Source organism: Rheinheimera salexigens, from assembly GCF_001752395.1.
Classification (GTDB): domain Bacteria; phylum Pseudomonadota; class Gammaproteobacteria; order Enterobacterales; family Alteromonadaceae; genus Alishewanella; species Alishewanella salexigens.
Window position 1 is genome coordinate 714,444 of sequence record NZ_MKEK01000001.1, and the last position, 21,479, is coordinate 735,922.

15 protein-coding genes are annotated in these 21,479 nt (G+C 42.1%); 11 read left to right on the forward strand and 4 right to left on the reverse strand.

The features are described from left to right. Positions 1-34: 34 nt before the first annotated feature. Positions 35-1,552 (reverse strand): S10 family peptidase, encoded by a 1,518-nt coding sequence (locus tag BI198_RS03465; RefSeq protein WP_070048298.1) that lies wholly within the window; start codon positions 1,550-1,552, stop codon positions 35-37. Positions 1,553-1,822: 270 nt separating this feature from the next. Here BI198_RS03465 and bfr (BI198_RS03470) point away from each other — a divergent pair, with 270 nt between their 5' ends. The 9 genes from bfr (BI198_RS03470) (at position 1,823) to BI198_RS03505 (ending at position 13,617) form a co-directional block, all read left to right on the forward strand. After that, positions 1,823-2,296, forward strand: coding sequence for a bacterioferritin (gene bfr / locus BI198_RS03470; protein ID WP_070048299.1), 474 nt, complete (start codon positions 1,823-1,825; stop codon positions 2,294-2,296). A gap of 1 nt (position 2,297) precedes the next feature. After that, complete coding sequence (gene bfr, locus BI198_RS03475) at positions 2,298-2,765, forward strand: bacterioferritin (RefSeq protein WP_070048300.1); 468 nt, start codon at positions 2,298-2,300, stop codon at positions 2,763-2,765. Between the two features lie 276 nt (positions 2,766-3,041). Beyond that, the gene (locus BI198_RS16190) at positions 3,042-3,290 is read left to right on the forward strand and encodes a hypothetical protein (RefSeq protein ID WP_235605217.1); all 249 of its coding nucleotides are present in this window, start codon (positions 3,042-3,044) and stop codon (positions 3,288-3,290) included. Between the two features lie 9 nt (positions 3,291-3,299). Then, positions 3,300-5,924, forward strand: a complete 2,625-nt coding sequence (locus BI198_RS03480) for an insulinase family protein (protein WP_268793887.1) — start codon at positions 3,300-3,302, stop codon at positions 5,922-5,924. Between the two features lie 332 nt (positions 5,925-6,256). Then, positions 6,257-8,668, forward strand: coding sequence for a TonB-dependent receptor (locus BI198_RS03485; RefSeq protein ID WP_070048301.1), 2,412 nt, complete (start codon positions 6,257-6,259; stop codon positions 8,666-8,668). A gap of 140 nt (positions 8,669-8,808) precedes the next feature. Beyond that, positions 8,809-9,825 (forward strand): Fe(3+) ABC transporter substrate-binding protein, encoded by a 1,017-nt coding sequence (locus BI198_RS03490; protein WP_070048302.1) that lies wholly within the window; start codon positions 8,809-8,811, stop codon positions 9,823-9,825. A gap of 7 nt (positions 9,826-9,832) precedes the next feature. Then, positions 9,833-11,518 carry an ABC transporter permease gene (locus BI198_RS03495; RefSeq protein WP_070048303.1) on the forward strand — a complete coding sequence of 562 codons (1,686 nt, stop codon included), beginning with the start codon at positions 9,833-9,835 and terminating at the stop codon, positions 11,516-11,518. Between the two features lie 3 nt (positions 11,519-11,521). Continuing rightward, positions 11,522-12,556 carry an ABC transporter ATP-binding protein gene (locus tag BI198_RS03500; protein ID WP_070048304.1) on the forward strand — a complete coding sequence of 345 codons (1,035 nt, stop codon included), beginning with the start codon at positions 11,522-11,524 and terminating at the stop codon, positions 12,554-12,556. A gap of 134 nt (positions 12,557-12,690) precedes the next feature. Next, complete coding sequence (locus BI198_RS03505; protein ID WP_070048305.1) at positions 12,691-13,617, forward strand: N-acetylmuramidase family protein; 927 nt, start codon at positions 12,691-12,693, stop codon at positions 13,615-13,617. 96 nt (positions 13,618-13,713) lie between these two features. Here BI198_RS03505 and BI198_RS03510 read toward each other — a convergent pair whose 3' ends face one another. From BI198_RS03510 to BI198_RS03520, 3 genes are all read right to left on the reverse strand, one after another. Then, complete coding sequence (locus BI198_RS03510) at positions 13,714-15,591, reverse strand: hypothetical protein (protein ID WP_070048306.1); 1,878 nt, start codon at positions 15,589-15,591, stop codon at positions 13,714-13,716. 206 nt (positions 15,592-15,797) lie between these two features. Continuing rightward, positions 15,798-17,021, reverse strand: a complete 1,224-nt coding sequence (locus tag BI198_RS03515) for an E22 family MetX-like putative esterase (RefSeq protein WP_083256545.1) — start codon at positions 17,019-17,021, stop codon at positions 15,798-15,800. A gap of 12 nt (positions 17,022-17,033) precedes the next feature. After that, entirely contained in the window at positions 17,034-18,335 is a 1,302-nt protein-coding gene (locus BI198_RS03520; RefSeq protein ID WP_070048307.1) for a GntP family permease, read from the reverse strand. A 138-nt stretch (positions 18,336-18,473) separates the two neighbouring features. Here BI198_RS03520 and BI198_RS03525 point away from each other — a divergent pair, with 138 nt between their 5' ends. Beyond that, on the forward strand, positions 18,474-20,723 hold the full coding sequence (locus BI198_RS03525) for a TonB-dependent receptor (protein WP_070048308.1): 2,250 nt from the start codon (positions 18,474-18,476) through the stop codon (positions 20,721-20,723). A gap of 67 nt (positions 20,724-20,790) precedes the next feature. Beyond that, positions 20,791-21,435 (forward strand): response regulator, encoded by a 645-nt coding sequence (locus BI198_RS03530; protein WP_070048309.1) that lies wholly within the window; start codon positions 20,791-20,793, stop codon positions 21,433-21,435. Positions 21,436-21,479: the final 44 nt, after the last annotated feature.

Genomic DNA, 21,479 nt, shown 5'->3' on the forward strand with positions numbered 1-21,479 from the left:
ATCCTCGGCTTTTTTTTGGCGCTTGACTGTTTACTTAGTATTTAGCAGCCACACCTTCTGCCGGTATGGCATCTAAAATAAACTCACGTAAGTCTTGGTTAGATTGCTCTAAATCGGCGCGACGTAAGTACATCATATGACCGCTACGGTAGCCTTTAAAACTTAAGCGATGTTTCATTTTACCGCTTGGATCTAACTGCCACATATTGTATTTAGCATCAAAGTAGTTTGTAGCACCATCATAGTAACCAGACTGGGTTAGCACTTTTAAGTACGGGTTTTGTGCCATAGCTTGACGCAAATTTTCACCGGTGTTGTCGCCTGAGCGATCCCACGGATGAACGGGGCCAAACATATTATATTTAATATCGGTTTTATAATTTAACTCGGCGCGTAAATAGTAATTAATGGCTGGCGTGAACGAATGTAACCACGACGTTAGTTCAGCATTATAATCTGGACGATTGCCGGCTTCTTGCTTATCAATACCTAAATAACGAGAGTCTAAACGACCCACTGTTTGGCCGCGTTCACGTAGCAAATCTTTCCAGAAAAAAGCTGGGCTAATATCTAAATTATTTTGCAATACGGTTTTTACTGATAAACCAGAATAAGCCGCTACTTTAGTCGCAATTTGCTGCTTTTCTTCTGGGCTAATAAAAGCACCTTTTGCTAATGCTGGCAGATATTGGTTAATGGCAAAGTCTTCAACTTCTGGCAGAACGTCATATAAATCTTTTTGCTGTAAATCAGCATTTAATACTTTGTGATACCAAGCGGTAGCGGCAAAGTACGGTAGGCGGTTAGCGGCATCAACAGGACCATCGCGCTTAATACCTAAATCGGTAGGTGATACTAACACTACACCGTTTAAATACATCCATTGCTGGTTTTGTAGGGCTAAGGCTAAGCCAGAAACGCGAGTGGTGCCGTAGCTTTCACCAATTAAAAACTTAGGTGACTGCCAGCGTTCGGTACGGGTAACAAAGGTATTAAGCCATTCTGCTAAGTATTTAACGTCAGCATTAACACCAAAGAACATTTTTTGCTGCTCGTCTTTGCTAGGCATTTTGCCATCTTTATTTGGCAGTACCCGTGAGTAACCGGTATTCACTGGGTTAATAAACACGATATCAGCCACATCTAATACTGAATACGGATTAGTTTTTACGCCGTAAGGCTGAACTGGGTAGCCTTCGTCATCCACATTTAATGATTTAGGGCCAGTATAGGCAACATGCATCCAAACTGATGCCGAACCTGGTCCACCATTAAATGACATTAGTAATGGCCGTTTGCTACGATCTTTAATATCTGAACGTTGGTAATAAGTATAAAATAAGGTGGCGGTTGGCTCACCGTCTTCATTCCAAACTGGCTGAGTACCGGTAGTCGCCGTGTACTCAAACCGTTTACCGTTGACGCTGGTTTTATGTTTAGTAACGACGCTGCTATCAATTTCAATTTGGCGCTCGGTTGCTAGTAACTGGCTGCTACAGAACAACAGCACTAGCAATAGCGATTTTACTATTGGCATAGTATTTAGTGGCATAGTTTTTCCTATGTTGTATTTTTAATTAATCCCAAGATAAGGTTTACCGTAAAAGCTAGAAGATTACAAAAGGCTTGAGACTAAAGCCGTAAAAACTAAGTTAATGTAATTGCGCAGTATTTTTGGTTAAATTTGGTTACGCTAATGGTGGTAATAACGCGAATCGTTATCAATAATATGTTATTGATAAATAACGAATTTTTGCTTTGTGTGCATTACTGTACTACACTGTGAGCATAAATTTATTAATCCAGAATAAAAGGTGAAGTTATGCAAGGTAATCCTAAAGTTCTCGCTAAGTTAAATGAAGTACTTACCGGCGAATTAACTTCTATTAATCAATACTTTCTACATGCTCGAATTTATAAAAATTGGGGCTTAAAAGCGTTAAACGATGTTTGTTATAAAAAATCTATAAAAGATATGAAGCAGGCAGATGAGTTAATTGAACGCATTTTAATGCTAGAAGGTTTACCCAATTTACAAGCCTTAGGTAAGTTGCGCATTGGTGAAGACACCGAAGAAATGCTGCAGTGCGATATTGATTTTCAGTTAGAGCAACTACCACAACTGCGGGTAGCGATTGCCCTGTGTGAAACAGAGCAAGACTATGTTAGCCGAGATATTCTGACCGACATACTAGAATATGAAGAGCAACATTTAGATTGGATAGAAACCCAACAATATCAAATCGAAGCTTTAGGCTTAGCTAATTATCTGCAAGCTCAGTTAGGAGATGAATAATATGAAAGGCAACACTAAGATTATTTCCGCGCTCAACACCTTATTAGCCAACGAGCTAGCGGCAATGGATCAATACTTTATTCACTCTCGTATGTATGAAGATTGGGGCTTACAAAAGTTATTTGTTCGTATAGATCATGAGTTTGAGGACGAAAAAGGCCATGCTTCAGCATTAATAGAGCGCATTCTGTTTTTAGAAGGCGTGCCAGATATGAGTAAGCGCGATGCTATTCATGTTGGTAAAAACGTGCCGGAAATGCTGCAAAACGATTTAAATGTTGAATACAGCGTGGCTAAGTTACTAAAACAAACCATGGCCTTGTGTGAGCAAGAGCAAGATTATGTTACCCGTAATATTTTACAAACCTTGTTAGCTGATACCGAGATTGATCACGCCCATTGGTTAGAGCAGCAACTAAAATTAATTAAAGTATTAGGCTTACCTAATTACTTACAATCACAAATGTAAGCTGTAGCAATTGTTACTTGCTGTCGAAAAGGGATAGCCGTGGAAAACGACAGTTAGATAAGTGACAGACATGCTACATGCTAAGCATTAAAGCCGGTTTTATTACCGGCTTTTTTATGGCTATTTTATGGCGGTTTTAGCGATGTATTAGCTATGTAGTAGCATAGACACATTTTATTACAAACCAGTACCACTGTAGGCTGGCACTAGATTCAGAGCTTGGTTAGAGTAGGCGATAGCAAATTGACTCCCTAAAATATATAAATGGAATTTAGCATGAAAAAAATTCTAATGGTTAGTGCAGTCGCACTAGCGGTACTAGCAGGCTGTGCCTCTGAGAAAAGTACTACCAATAGCCAAGCTAGCCAGCAGCAACAACTGCAAATACAAGTGATTACCAGCCCGAATGATCAGCGCGCTTATAAAGTATTAACCTTAAATAATAAGCTAGAAGTGATGCTGGTATCCGATCCAACGGCAGAGAAGTCGGCAGCGGCATTAAGTGTCGGTGTTGGATTTGATTAACAAGACCCTATGAGCCAGCAGGGTATGGCGCATTATTTGGAACATATGCTGTTTTTAGGCACCGAGCGCTACCCCGATACCAAAGGCTATAGTGAGTTTATGACCAAAAATGGTGGAGCGCAAAATGCCTACACTTGGTTAGATATCACTAACTATATGTTTAAAGTTAATAACGATGCCTATGACGAAGCTTTAGATCGTTTCTCCGACTTTTTTAAAGCGCCAAAGCTGTATCCAGAATATACCGATAAAGAAAAAAATGCCGTTAATGCCGAATGGTCAATGCGTCGCGAAATGGACTTTTTTGGCCAATATAAGCTGTCACGTGCCATGATGGGGCAACATCCTGCCAACCGGTTTTTAATTGGTAATTTAGAAACTTTAGGCGACAAAGCTAACAGTAATTTACATGCCGAAACTGTGGCGTTTTATAATCAATATTATTCAGCAAACATAATGAAAGTGGCGTTGATAAGTAATTTACCGCTAGTTGAAATGGAAACATTAGCCAAAAAGCACTTTGCTAATATTAAGAATAAAAATATTGCTAAACCCAGCGTAACCGAACAACTGGATTTTAGTCAGCTCGGTGCTAAACGCATTTACTATGTACCGAATGAAGATGTAAAACAGTTACGCATCGATTTTACTATCGATAACAACGCTGAACAATTTGCGGTAAAACCGAATGAGTTTGTCAGTTATTTATTAGGCTCAGAAATGCCAGGCAGTCCGGCTGAGCAATTAAAAGCAATGGGTTTAATTTCCCAATTAAGCAGTAGTGCCACGCCAGATTTATATGGTAACTATGGCGCACTAAGTATTGATGTTGACTTAACCGACGCCGGTATGCAAAACCGCGAAGGTATAGTTGCGGTAATTATGCAATATATTGCACTAATACAGCGTGAGGGTGTTGATAGTAAATACTTTAGTGAAATTCAAACTAGCTTAAATAATAAGTTTCGTTTTTTAGAAAAAAGCGATGAATTTAGCTATGTCGCTAATTTAACCGATGCTATGCAAAAAGTGCCCGCTAAGCATGCGATTAATGCCAACTACTTTTATCAGCAGTTTGATGCTGCAGCAGTGCAACAAGTATTACAGCAATTAACACCAGAGCGGTTACGAGTTTGGTATATCAGTCAGCAAGAGCCCAGCGATAGCGCACTACACTTTTATGATGGTAAATATAAAATTGCTGATATTAGCTTAGAAGAGCAACAAAGTTGGCAGCAATCGCCTTCATTAGCGTTAACTTTACCGACAGTAAACCGGTTATTACCAGAACAGTTCGCCATTAAGCAAAATGCCAAACAAGATAAACCACAGCTGGAACTGGAGCAGCATGACATTAAAGCTTGGTTGTATCCAAGCCAAGAGTTTGCTCATCAACCTAAAGGTAGCCTAACCCTACTGATTAATACTAAAAGCGCACAACAGGATGTTAGAGCAAGCGTAATGCTGGCTATATGGCGCGATATTTATAACTTGCAACAAAGTGCTTTAGCAACTGAAGCTTCTATTGCGGGTATGCAAATGGGCTTAAGTGAAGGCAATGGTTTAATTCTTACGGTTGCCGGCTTTACCGATAAACAACCGCAATTAATCCAGCAAGCGTTAGCCGGTTTAAACTTCAATGTAGATCAGCAAAGCTTTACTCAAGCGCTAGATCGTTTTATACGCGGTGTGCAAAATCAGTCTAAGCAATTTCCTTATTATCAAGCATTTAATGCTTATAATAAGCTGATCCGTAACGGCAATAACGAACCAGAGCAATTAGTTACTGCAGCACAAAGTCTGACGCTACAGCAACTGCAGCAATTTATGCAGCAGACGCTAGCGCATAATCATTTACGCTTGTTTGCTTTTGGTAATTATGATCAAAAAGATTTGCAGCACGTTGTTAGTGAGGTAAACCAAAGTTTACCGGCAGAGCGGGTAACGCAGCCGTATCAAGCTACTGCTTATTGGCAGCCACAACCTGGGCAAACTTTAGTGATCCAGCGCGATATTGATGTGGCCGATGTGGCATTAATGGATGTGCATATTCACCCAGAGCCTTCATATCGGCAATTGGCTAGCGCCACAGTATTAGGCAGTCACTTTAGTAATATAGCCTTTGATAAACTGCGCACAGAAGAGCAACTGGCTTATGCAGTAGGCGGTACCGCAACTAAAGTAGATAACTATGTCGGCTTTGCCATGTATATCCAAACACCGGTAAAAAGTGTGTTAGATATGCAGGCTCGGTTCGATAAATTTAAACAACAATATGCGACTGAATTAGCCGCATTAACTGAGCCGCAATTTGAGCAGTTAAAAGCCAGCACCTTAATTACCCTAAAACAGCCGGCTAAAAACTTGCAACAAGAAGTGGCGCCGCTATTAAGTGATTGGTATCAAGAAAAGTTTAGCTTTGACAGTAAACAAAAACTAATTGCTGCCGTTGAGCAAGTCACACTAGCGGATGTTAGCGCCTTTTATCAGCAAACCATGTTAAACCCAGAGGCTGCACGGGTATCAGTGCAAATGCGCGGCACTAAATTTCAGCAACAACCTTTTGCTAATTTACCTAAGCAGACGTTAGTGTCCGATATTGCTGAGTTTCAACGCAATATGGCTAAACAGTAAGATTAAATAGTAGGGCAAAACAATAAACCTTAGGCTTGGCTTACTTTAGCTAAGGCCAATTAATGCAAATAAGCCAGGCTGCTGTAGACGCTTGGCTTATCTTTTTTTTATCCCCATCCAACGCAAAAACCAAATTTATTTTCTTTAACGGTTGCCCGATAACTACAAAATGTTATAACATCACAAACCTTAACCATAATGTTATACTATCACGTTACTGTAATGCCGGAGTTAAGTCTGGTGTAGAGCGATTTTAGATTGATATTTAGACTACAGTAGTCTGTATTTTTAAGCTTAGTAAGTAACGTGTCAGTGTCAGAATAGGAGTGAAAATGTTTAATAAAACGGTTTTAGCCAGCCTAATTACAGCTGCGGTATTTTCTAGCCCACTATGGGCACAAGCAGTCAAAGGTGTCGTAACCGATACCGCTGGTAAACCTCTTACTGGTGCAGAAATATCGATTATTGGTGAGAATATTCGGGTTAAGTCAGACAGTGACGGCCGTTTTATTATTGATAATTTGCATACCCTCGATGCCGAGTTACACGTTGAAGCCAGTGGTTATGCCCACCGTAATTTTCATTTCAACGTGCCAGAAGAAGGCTTAACCGATTTAAAATTAACATTATTATCATCGGCAATAGAAGTGATTGATGTTAAAGCCAGCCCATTTCATGCTTCTGCCAATGAATCAGCGTTACCGGTCAGTGTGCTGGCGGGTGATAATCTTAAAATGCGTCAGGCTGCTACGCTAGGTGATACCTTAAAAAATGAAGTTGGGGTGCATAGTAGTTTTTACGGTGGTGTTACCAGTAGCCCTATTATTCGCGGTTTAGATGGTCCTAGAGTGTTAATTACTCAAAACGGTTTAGATTCAGGTGATGCCTCTCGGGTGGGCCCTGATCATAGTGTGGCAGCTGAAGCCAGCACCGCCACCCAAATTGAAGTGTTACGTGGCCCAGCAACCTTATTTTATGGTAGCGGTGCTATTGGTGGTGTGGTTAACGTGGTTGATCAGCGTGTTCCCACGGATAGCAGTACCCGCGCCGAATGGATGCTAGAGCATGGCTCAGGTAATAACGAAAAACTGGCCGCGGGCTCTATTAGCAGCGGTGGCGATAATTTTGCTGTATATGCGGATGGTTTTATTCGTGATAACGATGCTTATAAAATTCCGCATCGCAATTCACATAGCGAGGCAGATGACGATCACGCCGAGCACGCTGATGAAGCGTTAGGCAATAAAGTGGAAAATACCCAAGCTAAAGCGACCGGTTTTACTTTAGGCGGCAGTTATTTACTCGATAATGGTTTTGTGGGTGTTTCTTATGGCCGAATGGATCGTGAATACGGCATTCCAGGCCATAGCCATGCAGGTCACAATCATGCAGAAGCTGAGGCGACTCCAGATGTACATGCCGAATTAAGCCAAAACCGTTGGCAGTTATTAAGCGAGCTTAATTTACAGCATAACTTTATTCGCCAAATTAATACCCGTTTTGCTTATACTGATTATCAGCATAAAGAGATTGAAGGCACCGAGATAGGTACAGTGTTTAGTAATGATAGTTACGAGGCACGGGTCGAGATATTACATCGGCCACGTTTCGATTGGTTAGGTGGCATTAGTGTGCATTACAAATATAGTGATTTTGCTGCGGTGGGTGAAGAAGCCTTTACACCCCCTTCACGCAGTGAAATGTTAGCCTTAGCCTGGATGGAAGAGCGTCATTTTGGCCCAGTATTATTGCAATTAGGTGCGCGAATAGAACAAGTCACTATAGATGCTAGCAACGTGGTATTGCCTAGTTTAGAGTTACATTCACATGATGCTGCTCCAGAAGCAGGCCATGATGAGACTAGCCAAATATTTGCCTTTAAACAGAAATTTACCCCTTATAGCTTATCAGCCGGCGCGGTATGGGATTTTGCTGAAGGTTATAACCTGGGTTTGTCATTGTCACGTTCAGAGCGTGCCCCTTCAGCAGCAGAATTACTCGCCTTCGGCCCGCATATTGGTACGGCCTCTTATGAAGTCGGCGCCTTATTTAATTTAGATGCTGATGGCGATAGTTTTATAGTTAACAACCAACCTATTAAGTTAGAAACCGCTAATAATATCGATTTGTCGCTACGCAAATTTAGTGGTGATTTTGGTTTTATATTTAATGCTTTTTATAACCAAATTGATAATTATTATTATCAGCGTAATACCGGTTTATTAGCCGAAAGTGGCCATGATCATGCTGCAACAACCCCAGGCTCTGAAGCTGCACATGAGCACGAAGATGAGCTGCCGGTGTACTTATTTAGCCCAGCGGATGTCCGGTTACATGGTTTTGAAGGCCAGTTTGTCTGGCGCATGGCCGATCCATATACCTTAACGTTACAAGCCGACTATATTAGAGCCCGCTTACAGCAAGGTGGTGATTTACCTCGTACACCGCCACTGCGTTTAGCAGCAGAATTTGGCTATGATTTAGGTGATGTCAGTGCTGACATTCGTGCTACTCGTTATTTGAAACAAGACAAAGTAGCGGCAGAAGAATCAGCAACAGCTGGCTATACCTTAGTTGATGCCAGCGTTAACTATCGGGTGTACTTAGCAGGGCAAGAAATATCACTGTATGTGAAAGGACAAAATTTAACCAATGAATATGCCGCTGTGCATACGTCATTTTTAAAAGATATTGCCCCTTTACCTGGCCGTTCATTTGCACTTGGCGTTCGGGGTAGTTTTTAACAAACTGTTTTTATAATACGACAGAGTTAGCTTTCTGTTAGCGATGAAATACGTTAGCAGAAAGCTAGTTTGTATTGAGAACCATTCTTGTTTGTGTTCTAATCACGGCATTATTTTAGTGTCGTCACTGGAGCAGCAGAATGAAATTAGTTAGCGTTATTAGTTTAGTTGGTGCAAGTGTATTAAGTAGTTTTTTGCCTATGGCTAACGCTGCTGAAGTTAATGTTTACTCTGGCCGACAAGAAGAATTAGTTAAACCATTATTAGAAAGATTTACTGCCGAAACGGGTATTAAGGTTAATCTTATTACCGGTAAAGCGGATGAGTTAATTAGCCGTATGGTCAGTGAAGGGCGCAATAGCCCTGCTGATATTATCATTAGCTCCGATGTCGGTCGTTTATATCGAGCCAAACAACAGCAAGTGCTGCAAGCCGTTCAATCAGACACCTTAACTGAAACCATTCCAAGTGCATTGCGTGATCCTAACGGCTATTGGTATGGGCTAACCATGCGCGCTCGGCCTATTATGTATGTTACCGCTAAAGTTGATGCCTCAGAACTATCTACTTATGCCGATTTGGCTAATGCTAAATGGAAAGGCCGTATTTGTGTTCGCTCTTCAGATAATATCTATAACCAATCGTTAACGGCCAGCTTTATTGCTCATGATGGTGCTGCGGCAACAGCTAAATGGGCACAAGGTTTTGTGGCTAATTTTGCTCAGCCGCCACGAGGCGGTGATCGCGATCAAATCAAAGCTGCCGCCGCAGGCATGTGCGATATAGTTATTGCTAACACCTATTATTTAGCCGGTATGTTAGCGGATGATAGCCAAAAAGCTGCTGCAGAAAAGCTTAGTGTATTTTGGCCAAATCAAGCTACAGACGGCGTACACGTAAATATTTCTGGTGCCGGTGTGGCTAAATATGCACCCAATAAAGCCCAAGCAGTTAAGTTGCTAGAATTTATGACCACTGCTGACGCTCAGCGTTGGTATGCCGAAGCAAATCATGAATACTCTATTCGTGCAGATGTTGCCAGTAGCGACATTTTACAGCGTTTCGGTGAATTTAAAGCCGATACTTTACAGTTAGAGAACTTAGGCGAATTAAATGCAGATGCAATTCGCTTAATGGATCGTGCTGGCTGGAAGTAATTGCCTGATGTCACATCGACAAACACAGTTTGATTTTTGGCGCGGTGTAGTATTAATACCCGCGCTTATTTTGGCTTTGCCGGTACTGGTCGTTTTTGCCAGTGTTTTTACGCCGCAAGTTGAAATTTGGCAGCATTTACGCCAAACCGTATTAACCGACTATATTATTAACTCGCTACTGCTTGCTACCGGTACCGGTTTTGGTGCGTTAGTTATAGGTACCACCACTGCTTGGTTTGTTAGCCAGTATGATTTTTTTGGCCGCCGCGTGTTGCAGTGGTTATTGCTGCTGCCGCTGGCCATGCCGGCCTATATTATTGCTTATACTTACACTGGCGTATTAGACTTTGCCGGCCCAGTGCAAAGTTGGCTAAGAGCCACGTTCTCTTGGTCTTATGGTGATTATTGGTTCCCCGAAATACGCTCGTTAGGCGGCGTTATCATTATGTTAATGTTAGTGCTGTATCCATACGTATATATGCTCGCGCGTAGTGCTTTTTCAGAACAAAGTGGCTCATTATCTGAAGCAAGTCGCAGTTTAGGCTTAACCACACGACAGCACTTTATTCGGGTTGCTTTACCATTAGCTCGGCCCGCTATTTTAACCGGTACTGCTTTAGCTATGATGGAAGCCTTTGCCGATTACGGCACAGTGCAATATTTTGGCGTCTCAACCTTCACCACCGGTATTTTTCGCACTTGGTTTGGCTTAGGTAATCAACCCGCAGCTGCTCAGTTAGCGGCCATGCTAACTAGTTTTGTGCTGATATTATTATTATTAGAACATTGGTCACGGCGTAAAATTCGCTACTATCATCAAGGCCAACGCCATAGAGCAGCGGCACGTAAATCGTTAACAGTCGCCAAGCAAGTAGGGGTGTTTATCCTATGTGGTTTACCTATTCTGTTCGGGTTTATATTACCGGCTAGTCAGTTAGGATTATGGGCGGCAGAGCGCTATGAAATGCTGTTTGATCCAGCCTATATTAGTTTGTTGTGGAATAGCTTTTCCTTGGCGGCCATTGCGGCGGTGGTATCGGTGATATTGGCGCTAACCTTTGCCTATGCTAAACGGTTACGTAACAGCTTATTTATTCGCTTACCGGTGCAAACGGCCGCGTTAGGTTATGCCATCCCCGGCACGGTGATCGCCATTGGCGTTATGATCCCATTAGCCTGGCTAGATAACCATATCGATTTATTGGCAGAAGACTGGTTTGGTATTCGCACCGGTTTATTATTTTCGGGTAGTTTATTTGCTTTAGTATTAGCCTACAGCGTGCGCTTTTTAGCGGTGTCACTGCATAGTGTTGAGTCAGGTTTAGCACGGATTAAACCCAATATGGACCATGCCGCGCGCTCATTAGGTGCTAGTTCGAGTCAAGTATTAACGAAAATTCATTTACCGTTATTACGCGGCAGTGTATTAACCGCGTTATTGTTGGTGTTTGTCGATGCGTTAAAAGAGTTACCCGCCACCTTAATTTTGCGGCCATTTAATTTTAATACATTAGCGGTGCGTACCTACGAACTGGCATCAGACGAGCGCTTAGCCGATGCAGCGTTACCAGCATTATCTATCGTGTTAGTTAGTTTGTTACCGGTGATAATACTGGCACGCGGTCTTGATACTGATATAAAAGCTCCGGATATTAAAGCTCCGGATATTAAAGCTCCGGATATTAAAGGGTAAGCCATGCTAGCTTTACAACACGTTGCTATAGCCTATAGCGCGGATACTGTAGTTAAAGACGTTAACTTTGCTTTGATGCCGGGCCAAATAGGTTGCCTACTGGGGCCATCAGGCTGCGGTAAAACCACAATATTGCGAGCAATTGCCGGCTTTGAACGCCTAAAATCAGGCAGTATTGTGCTGCAAAAAACTGAAGTGAGCAGTGCTCAACAGCACATAAACCCTGAGCAACGCCAAGTAGGTATGGTGTTTCAAGACTTTGCTTTATTTCCGCACTTATCAGTAGCCGATAATATTAGCTTTGGTTTGGCCCGCGCCAGTAAAGCTGAAAAAGCGCAAAAAGTACGGCAATTATTGCAGTTAGTCGGTTTGCCTAATTTAGGCAATCGTTTTATGCACCAGTTATCAGGCGGCCAATTGCAGCGGGTGGCTTTAGCGCGTGCTTTAGCACCAGAGCCAAAAGTACTATTACTCGACGAGCCTTTTTCTAGTTTAGATACCGATTTACGCGAAAGCCTAGCCCGTGATATTCGCGACATTTTAAAACAGCTAAATATCACCGCATTGTTAGTGACGCATGACCAACATGAAGCCTTTGCTATGGCCGATATTATTGGCGTTATGTCGGACGGTGAATTACAACAATGGGCCACACCTTACGAGTTATACCATAAACCGATTAACCGTTTTGTTGCCGACTTTATTGGCCGTGGCGTGTTAGTACCCGGAACCGTATTAGCAGAAGGAAAAGTAGAAACTAATCTGGGTATATTCACCCCGCGCTACAATAATATTATGCAGCAAGGCGCTAGGGTAGATGTGTTAATTCGCCCAGACGATATTGTGCACGATGACAGCAGCCCAGTTACGGCTGCAGTAGTAGAAAAAACCTTCCGTGGCTCACATATTTTGTATCAACTAAAGCTAAAAAGTGGAGAGCAAGTGCAATGCCTAGCGCTAAGCCACCATAACCACGCCATAGGCGAAGACATCGGTATCCGCTTAGACTTAGATCACCTAGTACTATTCCCCGTATAATCAACAAGCTGTTAAAATAGGGTCGTAGTTAATTAATAAAATGTTAATAAGCTACGGCCTAAGCAAGCAAGATTAATTACGACTATAATTAAAACTCCTCGTTTTTTTGATTAATAAATAATCAAGGAAATACTATGCCTTCGTTGCATATTGCTTACTCAGTGGGTATGGCTGGCGTAAATATCGGCAGTGATATTAAAGCGGTGCAAATTGCTTTAAATACAATTTTGGCTTTAACGCCATTAGCACCTACTTCAATATTTTCAGCAACAGGCTCACCAATACAGCCATTAGTTATCGATGGTTTTTTAGGGGCTCATCTAGACAACTCTAAAACCGTAGCGGCTATTAAGCTGTTTCAAAGCAATGTTGTTGGCCTAGCAAACCCCAATGGTAAAATAGAGCCCAATGATGCTACGCACCGCAAAATAAATACCACCCTAGCTGCGGCTTATGCAACACCTTATCAATTGCCAAGGGTACAATCCTCTGCGCCACCGACCGCGCAAGATTATAATGATATTGCCCAAACACTAGGCTGCGAAGTTGCTGCCATTAAAGCGGTTGCTCAGGTTGAATGTTCAGGCGAAGCGTATTTTAGTAACGGCAGGCCGAAAATATTATTTGAAGCCCATATTTTTTCTCGTTTAACCCAGCATCGTTATGATATTAGCCAGCCAACTATCTCTAGCAGAAGCTGGAACCCTGCTTTGTATACGGGTGGTAATGCTGAATACTATCGCTTAGAGCAAGCATTGGCTTTAGATCCGTTAGCAGCATTGCAGTCGGCGTCTTGGGGCAGGTTTCAGATTATGGGTTTTAACTATCAAGCCTGTGGCTATCGAACAGTTCAGGCTTTTGTTCAGGATATGTTTTGCTCCGAAACAAAGCAGTTAGAGGCATTTGTTGGTTTTATAAAGTACAACTCGCTAGATATCTACCTACAGAATAAAGATTGGTCACGGTTCGCTCGAGGCTATAACGGCCCTGGTTATGCAGAGAATAAATACGATATAAAAATACGAGCAGCGTATAAAACTTTTTCGAGAGAGAGTGCGTGATAACCGTTTTAGCGAGACTAAATAACCCGATATAACTCGATACTAAGACTGTGGATAATCTTAGTACCGAGTTGCAGTGCAATTAACCTAAGGTGGCTAGTCTTTAGGTTGCTCTAACGGTAGCGCAGTACTGGCTTCTGCATCAGCTTGTGGGCTAGCTAATGTAGCTTGATCTGATGTTACCGGCATCGCGCGTGATTGCTGATTTATTTGATGAATTTGATTGGTGTTAGCCAAATCTTGTTCATTTTTAATGCTAGCAATGGTTTCACGATCAGAGAAGAAGCTGCGAATATCAGCGATAATCGACTGCATTTCTTCTGGGTTTTCTTGCATTTCTAAAATATGTCTTGGGTGCTCAACATTCTTTGCGCCACTGTCGGCAAAGGTGCTAGTCATAATGCGCGAGCTGATAATCCACGGCGTTAATGACGAGCGCATAACATAGTTTTCTGAAGCGGTAGAATCGTAAATACCTTTACCAGTGGTAAGCTTACTTTCAGTATAAGTGCCTTCACATTTTAAATAGACTAATAATGAATTAAAGTTTAGCTCGGCCCAAAAAGTATGGCTGTAGTTTTGCAATAAGCGGCCAAAGCTATGACAAATTAACCAGCTAAATAATAAGCTTAAAATAAACTGACTTTCATTAAATAACTGCACGGCAAGGGGTTCAGGATCAACACCACTATACCGAGCGTTCTGAATATCGGTAATTAATGCCATCACGTCTTTAGCTTCAAACATTAAATAGAATAAAATCATTGGGCCAATTAATAGTAATATTTGGCCTACTGCAGTAGCGGCAATACGTAGTTGCTTAAATAAAGCGGTATGGGGTAAGGGCGCGTATTCTGGCTGAGTTTCTATCATAACTTCGCCACTAAAGTTGCCTTTACTTTCAGATTGTTCGTTTAAATTTGGATTTAACTCACGATAAACACGGTTAGGTATTTCTTTATAGCGGCGGTTGGCCATCACAATATTGTCGATATTTACAAACAACTCGCGAGGGTGAATATTTTCTTGCCAGTTAGCACGGTACTCGGCCACTTTAGTTTGCGCCTGTACCAGCGCGGTGCGTTGTTTTAATAAAATAAAAATTAAGCTGCCACTGATAGCGGCAAATACTAGTACTAAAAGTAACTGCGGTAATACGGCAAAGCTTTGTAAATTTGACTGCTTTAAGCGTGCAACGGTATCGGCAATATCCGGTTGCTGTAGTAAATAATTAATTATCAGCCCTAAAATTACCGGCGCTAAAATAGCGAAGGTCATAATTTTTGCTAATTTTAAAGTGCCTTGGGTTTCGATAGTACGTTCCGCATGACGATACACCGTGCTGGCTGCGCGCCAGGTTAAAATTAAATACACTACTAATACAAAAGAAAAAATAGGTAATAAAATATCACCTGTAGTACCAACCAAGCCAGTTAAGCACACAAACGCCGTTAACGCATAAGCAATTAAAGCGACAAAAGTGCCGATAATAGCACCAGAAAAACGCTGGGCTAGATTACGTAGTGGATAAGGTAAGAATATTAATTTTGTGACTAAGGTATGAACGAAGCGAGAAATAAAGCCATCAGGTTCAACAAAGGTTTTATTTTTGCGACCCATAAGCATTTCTTCTAAATCAATGCTTTTATAATGGGGGGTTTCTAGCTTAGCGGTTTCGCGTTCTGACTTGCTAAAGTTCGGTGCCAATGATGTAGGCACACTGCGACCAACAAAAAAACGAAACATTTGAAAAATGCCACCGCCCAAGGCTCTTAGACCACCGGCTAATAAAATGAAGCCCACTCCAGCATAAATCCAGGCTAGCGCTTTATCTGCTTGAACTAAGTTAATCACTTGAAGTAAGGGATAAATACCTAGCAAACTTACCAACAGGCCTCTGATTGCTCTAAAAAGTCCCTCTACTTTAAAGGGGTTACGGATCCCTAGGGATTCACTGCCATAATCATAGGCCATTAGTACTTCCTTTTGCTTTTATTAATAACGTGAATAGAGACGTAAAGAATAACGTAAAATGTATCGGCTAGTAGTTTGCCGTAATGAGTTCATATTGCAATAAATTCTGTTAAACCTACAAAGCAAAAATCCAGCCGTGGTTAAACCTTTGGCTGGATTTTTGTTTCAATTAAACTATCACTGAAATAATAATTTAAAACTAAAGATTAGTTAAGTAAAGCTTCTATTTTATCTGCGACTGCAGCAATACCGACCACGCCATCTAAATGGCCCCATATGCCAGGAATTTCAGCATAGTCTGCTTGTTTAGCGCCGGCATGGTTTTCGCCAGCATTCATGGCATCAACACTAGCCTTCGCCATAGCGGGATATAGTAACTGATCACCTGTTGCCGGTAAAAACAAGGTTTTTGCGCTGATGTTTTTAATCGCTTGCTGCCAATTGTCGCCCATCCCAGCACGATACAGTTGCGAAGCACGTATTAAGTATAAAATATGGTTGGCATCTTGCACTTCAGCGCGCATAGCGGCATGTTGCATCAGTTGATCCCAAGCTGAAAAGCTGGCCAAAATATTGTTATGTGGCGCAGCATCGGTTGCTGGCGCTGGATAACGCATATTAAAGCCGGTAGGGAATACTGCATCTTGAATAATATAAGCTAAGGCGGTGACTAAACCTTGCTTAGGTTGGCCATGCTCATAATAGTCGCCATTATGCCAATTAGGGTCGGTTTTAATCGGATAAGCCCAGCGCTCTAATTTTACGGCCGCCCAAGCATCAATATAAGCTGTGCCAATGACAGGAATTAAGCGTTCAACTTTATCTGGATAACGGGTCGCCCATTCAATGGCTTGAAACGAGCCCATTGAAGCGCCAACCACGGCGTGCAATTTAGCAATACCTAAGCTATCCAGTAAGGCTTTTTGTACTTCAACGAAATCGGCAATGGTCACTACTGGGAAGCTTAAACCATAAGCTTTACCGGTATCAGGGTTAATGGTTGCCGGGCCTGTGGTAATAACGTTTTTATCAAACACATTGGCATTAACTAAGGTATCAACACTAATCACATAATACTTATTAGTATCGATAGCTTTATTCGGGCCAATAATCGCATCCCAGTAACCAGGAGCGGCATCGTCGGCCGTATATTTACCTGCAGCATGTGACGTGCCAGAGAAAAAGTGAGTGATTAAAATCACATTAGATTTATCGGCATTTAACGTGCCGTAAGCTTCCCAACCAACTTTTAGCTGCTTAATTGTCGAGCCGTTTTGGGTGGTATAAACCGGCATTTCAAAGGCTTGTTTTTCAACTAAGGCTAGCTCTTGCACAGGTGCTTGGCCTAGGTTTTTGTCCAGTTCAGCTTGGCCAGAACAACTAACAACCAGTAATAGTAAGCTGATAAAAATTAGATTAATTTTAGGCATAACTTTACCTCCTTATAGCCATTGAAATAGCGTAATCGCAAGTAAGGTGCCAATTACTGGCACTAACACACTCACAACAGCCATTGGCCAATAGGCGTTTTTATGGGTTTCGCCACAGATAGCACGAATGGTAGTTACTACATAACCGTTGTGCGGCAGTGAGTCTAATGCACCAGATGAAATAGCGACCACACGGTGTAATTGCTCTGGATCCACACCACGATCTAAATAATGCGGGGCTATTTCCGGTAGGGCTATAACTTGGCCTCCTGAAGCCGAACCCGTTAAGCCGGCGATAGCACTAACGGCCACCGCGGCGCCTAATAATTCTGGGCCGGGCAAATGGGTCATAAAGGCTACTATATCGGTAAAAGCAGGTGTTAATTTGGCTACCGAACCAAAACCAACGACTGCGGCGGTATTACCAATTGCCATTAGCGCACCGGTAACACCTTCGTTGGTGGCTTCGCCTAGGTTATTTAAAAAGCGATGATTCAATAGATATAAGCTAACCACACCACCGGTTAACGCCACTAATAACGCGGCTTGCTGTAAGCTATCGTGTAATAAATATGACAGTACTAATACGATAATCAGCGGAATAATACCGGTAATCGGATGCGGTAATGCACGTTCAGTTATTGCTGGGTCAGTTTCGCGCTGCACAAAGTTTTCTCCTTTGCTAACGGCACGTTTTATCATCCACATTAATAACATATAACCACCGATGGCCATAAACATGGCCACGATAATACTCACTTGCCAGCCGGCATATGGGGTGGTATTTAAATATTGGATTGGGATCCAGTTTTGGATCTCAGGTGAACCTGCAGATGTCATAGTGAAGGTAACTGAACCTAAAGCTAGCGTGGCAGGAATAAAGCGCCGCGGTAAGTTAGCGCCTTTAAATAAGCTTAATGCCATTGGATAGGCCGAGAACGCCACCACAAATAAACTTACGCCGCCATAAGTTAACACCGCACAAGCTAATACCACAGCCAGAACGGCTTTACTTTTACCGAGTTTTTTCACGATCATCAGTGCTACGGCATCAGCTGCACCGGTGTGTTCCATCAGTTTTCCAAATAATGAGCCTAGTAAAAACATTAAAAACCAAGCCGCAACAAAACTGGCAAAACCAGACATATAGCCATGTACAAAATCAAGCTTATCAGTGAGTTGCCAAAATGGAATACCATTGGTAACGGCAACTAATAACGCACATAGTGGTGCGGTTACAAAGAGATTAAAGCCACGCATTGTTAATACAAAGAGTAACCCTAACCCGACTAGAAGTCCTATGACTGCTAACATCTTAAATCCTTATTGTCATTTTGGGTTAGTCTGATACAGCATGGGTTTTTGCACCATAGTACTAAGGTACAGGTTAAAAAATCTGCAGAGAGCGCTACAGTAGGGTGGACATTGCATTAAATCAGCAGGAGAGCCTAAATGGCCAATAATTATAAAAACAATGTAACGCACAAATTCAGCCGCTCTTTACTTAAGCCAAGCTTAATTGCACTAGCTATTAGCGCGAGTTTAAGTGGTGGTGTTATCGCTCAAGAAGCGGTAGCAGAAACGGAAGTTGAAAGCGCAAAACTAGAGCGGATCCAGGTTACGGCCCGTCGCACAGTTGAAAGCTTACAAGAAGTACCAGTAGCAGTAACCTCTATTGGTAGTGATGAATTACAACAACGCGGTATGGATAACTTAATTGCTGTTCAGCAATATTCACCCAATACCACGTTACAAGTTTCGCGCGGTACTAACAGTACGTTAACGGCTTATATTCGTGGTATTGGTCAACAAGATCCATTATGGGGTTTTGAGCCAGGCGTTGGTATCTACATTGATGATGTGTATATGGCGCGTCCACAAGGTGCGGCGTTAGATGTATATGATGTAGAGCGGATTGAAGTATTACGTGGTCCACAAGGTACTTTATATGGTCGTAACACTATTGGTGGTGCGGTTAAGTATGTAACTAAACAATTAACTGGCGATACTGAGTTTGCAGTGCGCGGTACTATCGGTACTAAAAACCAGCAAGATGTTAAATTGTCAGGTCAAGTGGGTTTAACCGACACTTTATTTGTTAGTGGTGCAATTGCTAGCTTTAATCGTGATGGTTTTGGTACTTACTTAAATACCGGTGCTGATAACTACGATAAAGATGTCCAATCTGGCCGTATTAGCGTGCAGTGGAATGCTGCAGATAATTTTAGAGTTAACTTTAGTGCAGATAAAACAGTAGATAAGTCTAACTCTAAAGGTGGCTTCCGCTTAACACCAAGTTTATTAGTACCAGATCAACCGTTAACAGATAGCGTGTATGACTCTTACACCAGTATGCCTGCTGATAACAAAGTTGACACTGAAGGCCAGTCATTAACCCTAACTTGGGATGTTAATGATAACTGGACCATTAAATCGGTTACCGCAAAACGGAAAGGCGTTACAGATACTAATATCGACTTTGACTCTACACCTTTAGCGTCATTAGATGTTCCAGCTTTCTATGAAGATGAACAAACTTCACAAGAATTGCAGTTATTATTTACTGGCGACAAATTTAAAATGGCGTCTGGTTTATATTATTATACCGGTGAAGCTTGTGGTTCTTTTGGTACTGTCATTGTTGCCGGTGCTGGTGTAACCGTTGAAAACGGTGGTTGTGTTGATACCGATAGTATTGCTGCTTATGCCCAAGGTACGTATCAGTTAACTGATAAGCTATCGTTAACAGCGGGTGGTCGTTACACTAAAGATGATAAAGATGCGACGATGTATCGCAACATGTACTTAGGCTATAAAGGTCCACGTGATCCTGTTGTTCCAGGTACATTACTACAGGTACAAACAGATTTCGCAGGCAGTGAAAGCTTTAGCCACTTCTCACCGCGGATTGGTGCTGAATATCAGTACAACCGTGACTTAATGTACTATGTAAGCTACACCGATGGTTTTAAATCAGGCGGTTTTGACATGCGTGCGGTTGAAGTTGTTAACCCTAACGCTACCGACCCGTACCAAGAAGAAACGGTTGATACTTATGAGTTTGGTATCAAAAGTGAATGGTTAGATCAACGCGTACGTTTAAACGCAGCGGTTTTCCATTCTTCGTATGATGATATGCAAGTTACTGTGCAACGTGCTGTAGGTAATAACGTAGCCTCTCAAGTATTAAACGCCGCTAGCGCAGATATTAACGGTGCTGAAGTTGAAGCGCTATTTGCTGCCTCGCGCGATCTTGAAATCAGTGCCATTGTTGGTTACTTAGATGCATCATTTAATAAAGTAGAGTTCTTTGACCCAACCTCACAATCTGTCGTAGACGTATCTGATGTTTGGGGCTTTGCTAATACACCAGAATTAACAGCAACGTTAGCTACTCGTTATACTATTGTGACTGATTTTGGTGACATTGTGTTTAGTGGTAATTTAGCTTATCGCGGTGCGACGCAAATCTTTGAAGTACCTTCAGTACTTGATTACGGCGGCTATACTTTGATTAATGCTGGTGTTAACTGGTATTCACAAGATGGTCACTGGGATGTATCGTTACAGGGTAAGAACTTAGGTGATAAGCAAGCGCGTGTTGCCGGTTATAACTTCCCATTGTTAGCGGGTGAGCAAACTATTACAGGTTATTATATCGACCCACGTACGGTTAGCTTATCAGTTGGTTACCGCTTCTAATTAAGAAAAACCTTGCCGGGGCGAAAGCCCCGGTTCATTATGGGCAAAAATGCTCAGAAACATTACTATGATTGCTTTAATTGCAGATGACCACCCCTTATTTCGTGTAGCCTTATCCCAAGCTTGTGCCAATATCCTTGGTGCTGACGCTTTATTGCTCCAAGCGCAAAACATGGGACAGCTTTGGCCATTATTACGCCAACACCCTGATACTAATTTTATTTTTCTTGATTTAAAAATGCCGGGTTCTGATGGCTTTACAGGCCTGACCGCACTGCGTACTGAATATCCTGATGTCCCAGTGATTATGGTGTCAGCAGAAGAAGACCCAGTAATCATTAAACAAGCTTTAGCCTTAGGGGCTTCTGCTTATATTCCCAAATCTGCGCCTTTAGAGCGTTTATCTGATGCGATTGCTGCCGTGCTCAATGGTGATACTTGGTTGCCTGAAGAGTTAATAGCTGATGTAAATAATGCTACTTCGTTGATAGATGATGATTTCGCCCAACGCTTAGAGCAGTTAACACCACAGCAGTTTCGGGTATTGAAAATGGTTGCCGATGGTTTGTTGAATAAACAAATAGCCTATGAAATGAATGTGCAAGAAACGACGGTTAAGCAGCATGTCTCTGCGGTCTTACGCAAGTTAAACGTTAATAATCGCACCTTAGCCGGCATTTTATTTGAAAAGCTGCGCCTGCCAGATAGATAACCTTAATGGCTTAGGTTAGCAATCACTGAGTAATTAACTCGTTA

What these genes read in the sequence shown, in the direction of transcription:
- bfr (WP_070048299.1), top strand. Translation starts at nt 1,823, where the DNA reads ATGCAAGGTAATCCTAAAGTTCTCGCTAAGTTAAATGAAGTACTTACC.
- BI198_RS03510 (WP_070048306.1), bottom strand. Translation starts at nt 15,591, where the DNA reads ATGGCCTATGATTATGGCAGTGAATCCCTAGGGATCCGTAACCCCTTT.
- BI198_RS03530 (WP_070048309.1), top strand. Translation starts at nt 20,791, where the DNA reads ATGATTGCTTTAATTGCAGATGACCACCCCTTATTTCGTGTAGCCTTA.
- BI198_RS03495 (WP_070048303.1), top strand. Translation starts at nt 9,833, where the DNA reads ATGTCACATCGACAAACACAGTTTGATTTTTGGCGCGGTGTAGTATTA.
- bfr (WP_070048300.1), top strand. Translation starts at nt 2,298, where the DNA reads ATGAAAGGCAACACTAAGATTATTTCCGCGCTCAACACCTTATTAGCC.
- BI198_RS03525 (WP_070048308.1), top strand. Translation starts at nt 18,474, where the DNA reads ATGGCCAATAATTATAAAAACAATGTAACGCACAAATTCAGCCGCTCT.
- BI198_RS03515 (WP_083256545.1), bottom strand. Translation starts at nt 17,021, where the DNA reads ATGCCTAAAATTAATCTAATTTTTATCAGCTTACTATTACTGGTTGTT.
- BI198_RS03520 (WP_070048307.1), bottom strand. Translation starts at nt 18,335, where the DNA reads ATGTTAGCAGTCATAGGACTTCTAGTCGGGTTAGGGTTACTCTTTGTA.
- BI198_RS03480 (WP_268793887.1), top strand. Translation starts at nt 3,300, where the DNA reads ATGAGCCAGCAGGGTATGGCGCATTATTTGGAACATATGCTGTTTTTA.
- BI198_RS16190 (WP_235605217.1), top strand. Translation starts at nt 3,042, where the DNA reads ATGAAAAAAATTCTAATGGTTAGTGCAGTCGCACTAGCGGTACTAGCA.
- BI198_RS03505 (WP_070048305.1), top strand. Translation starts at nt 12,691, where the DNA reads ATGCCTTCGTTGCATATTGCTTACTCAGTGGGTATGGCTGGCGTAAAT.
- BI198_RS03465 (WP_070048298.1), bottom strand. Translation starts at nt 1,552, where the DNA reads ATGCCACTAAATACTATGCCAATAGTAAAATCGCTATTGCTAGTGCTG.
- BI198_RS03485 (WP_070048301.1), top strand. Translation starts at nt 6,257, where the DNA reads ATGTTTAATAAAACGGTTTTAGCCAGCCTAATTACAGCTGCGGTATTT.
- BI198_RS03490 (WP_070048302.1), top strand. Translation starts at nt 8,809, where the DNA reads ATGAAATTAGTTAGCGTTATTAGTTTAGTTGGTGCAAGTGTATTAAGT.
- BI198_RS03500 (WP_070048304.1), top strand. Translation starts at nt 11,522, where the DNA reads ATGCTAGCTTTACAACACGTTGCTATAGCCTATAGCGCGGATACTGTA.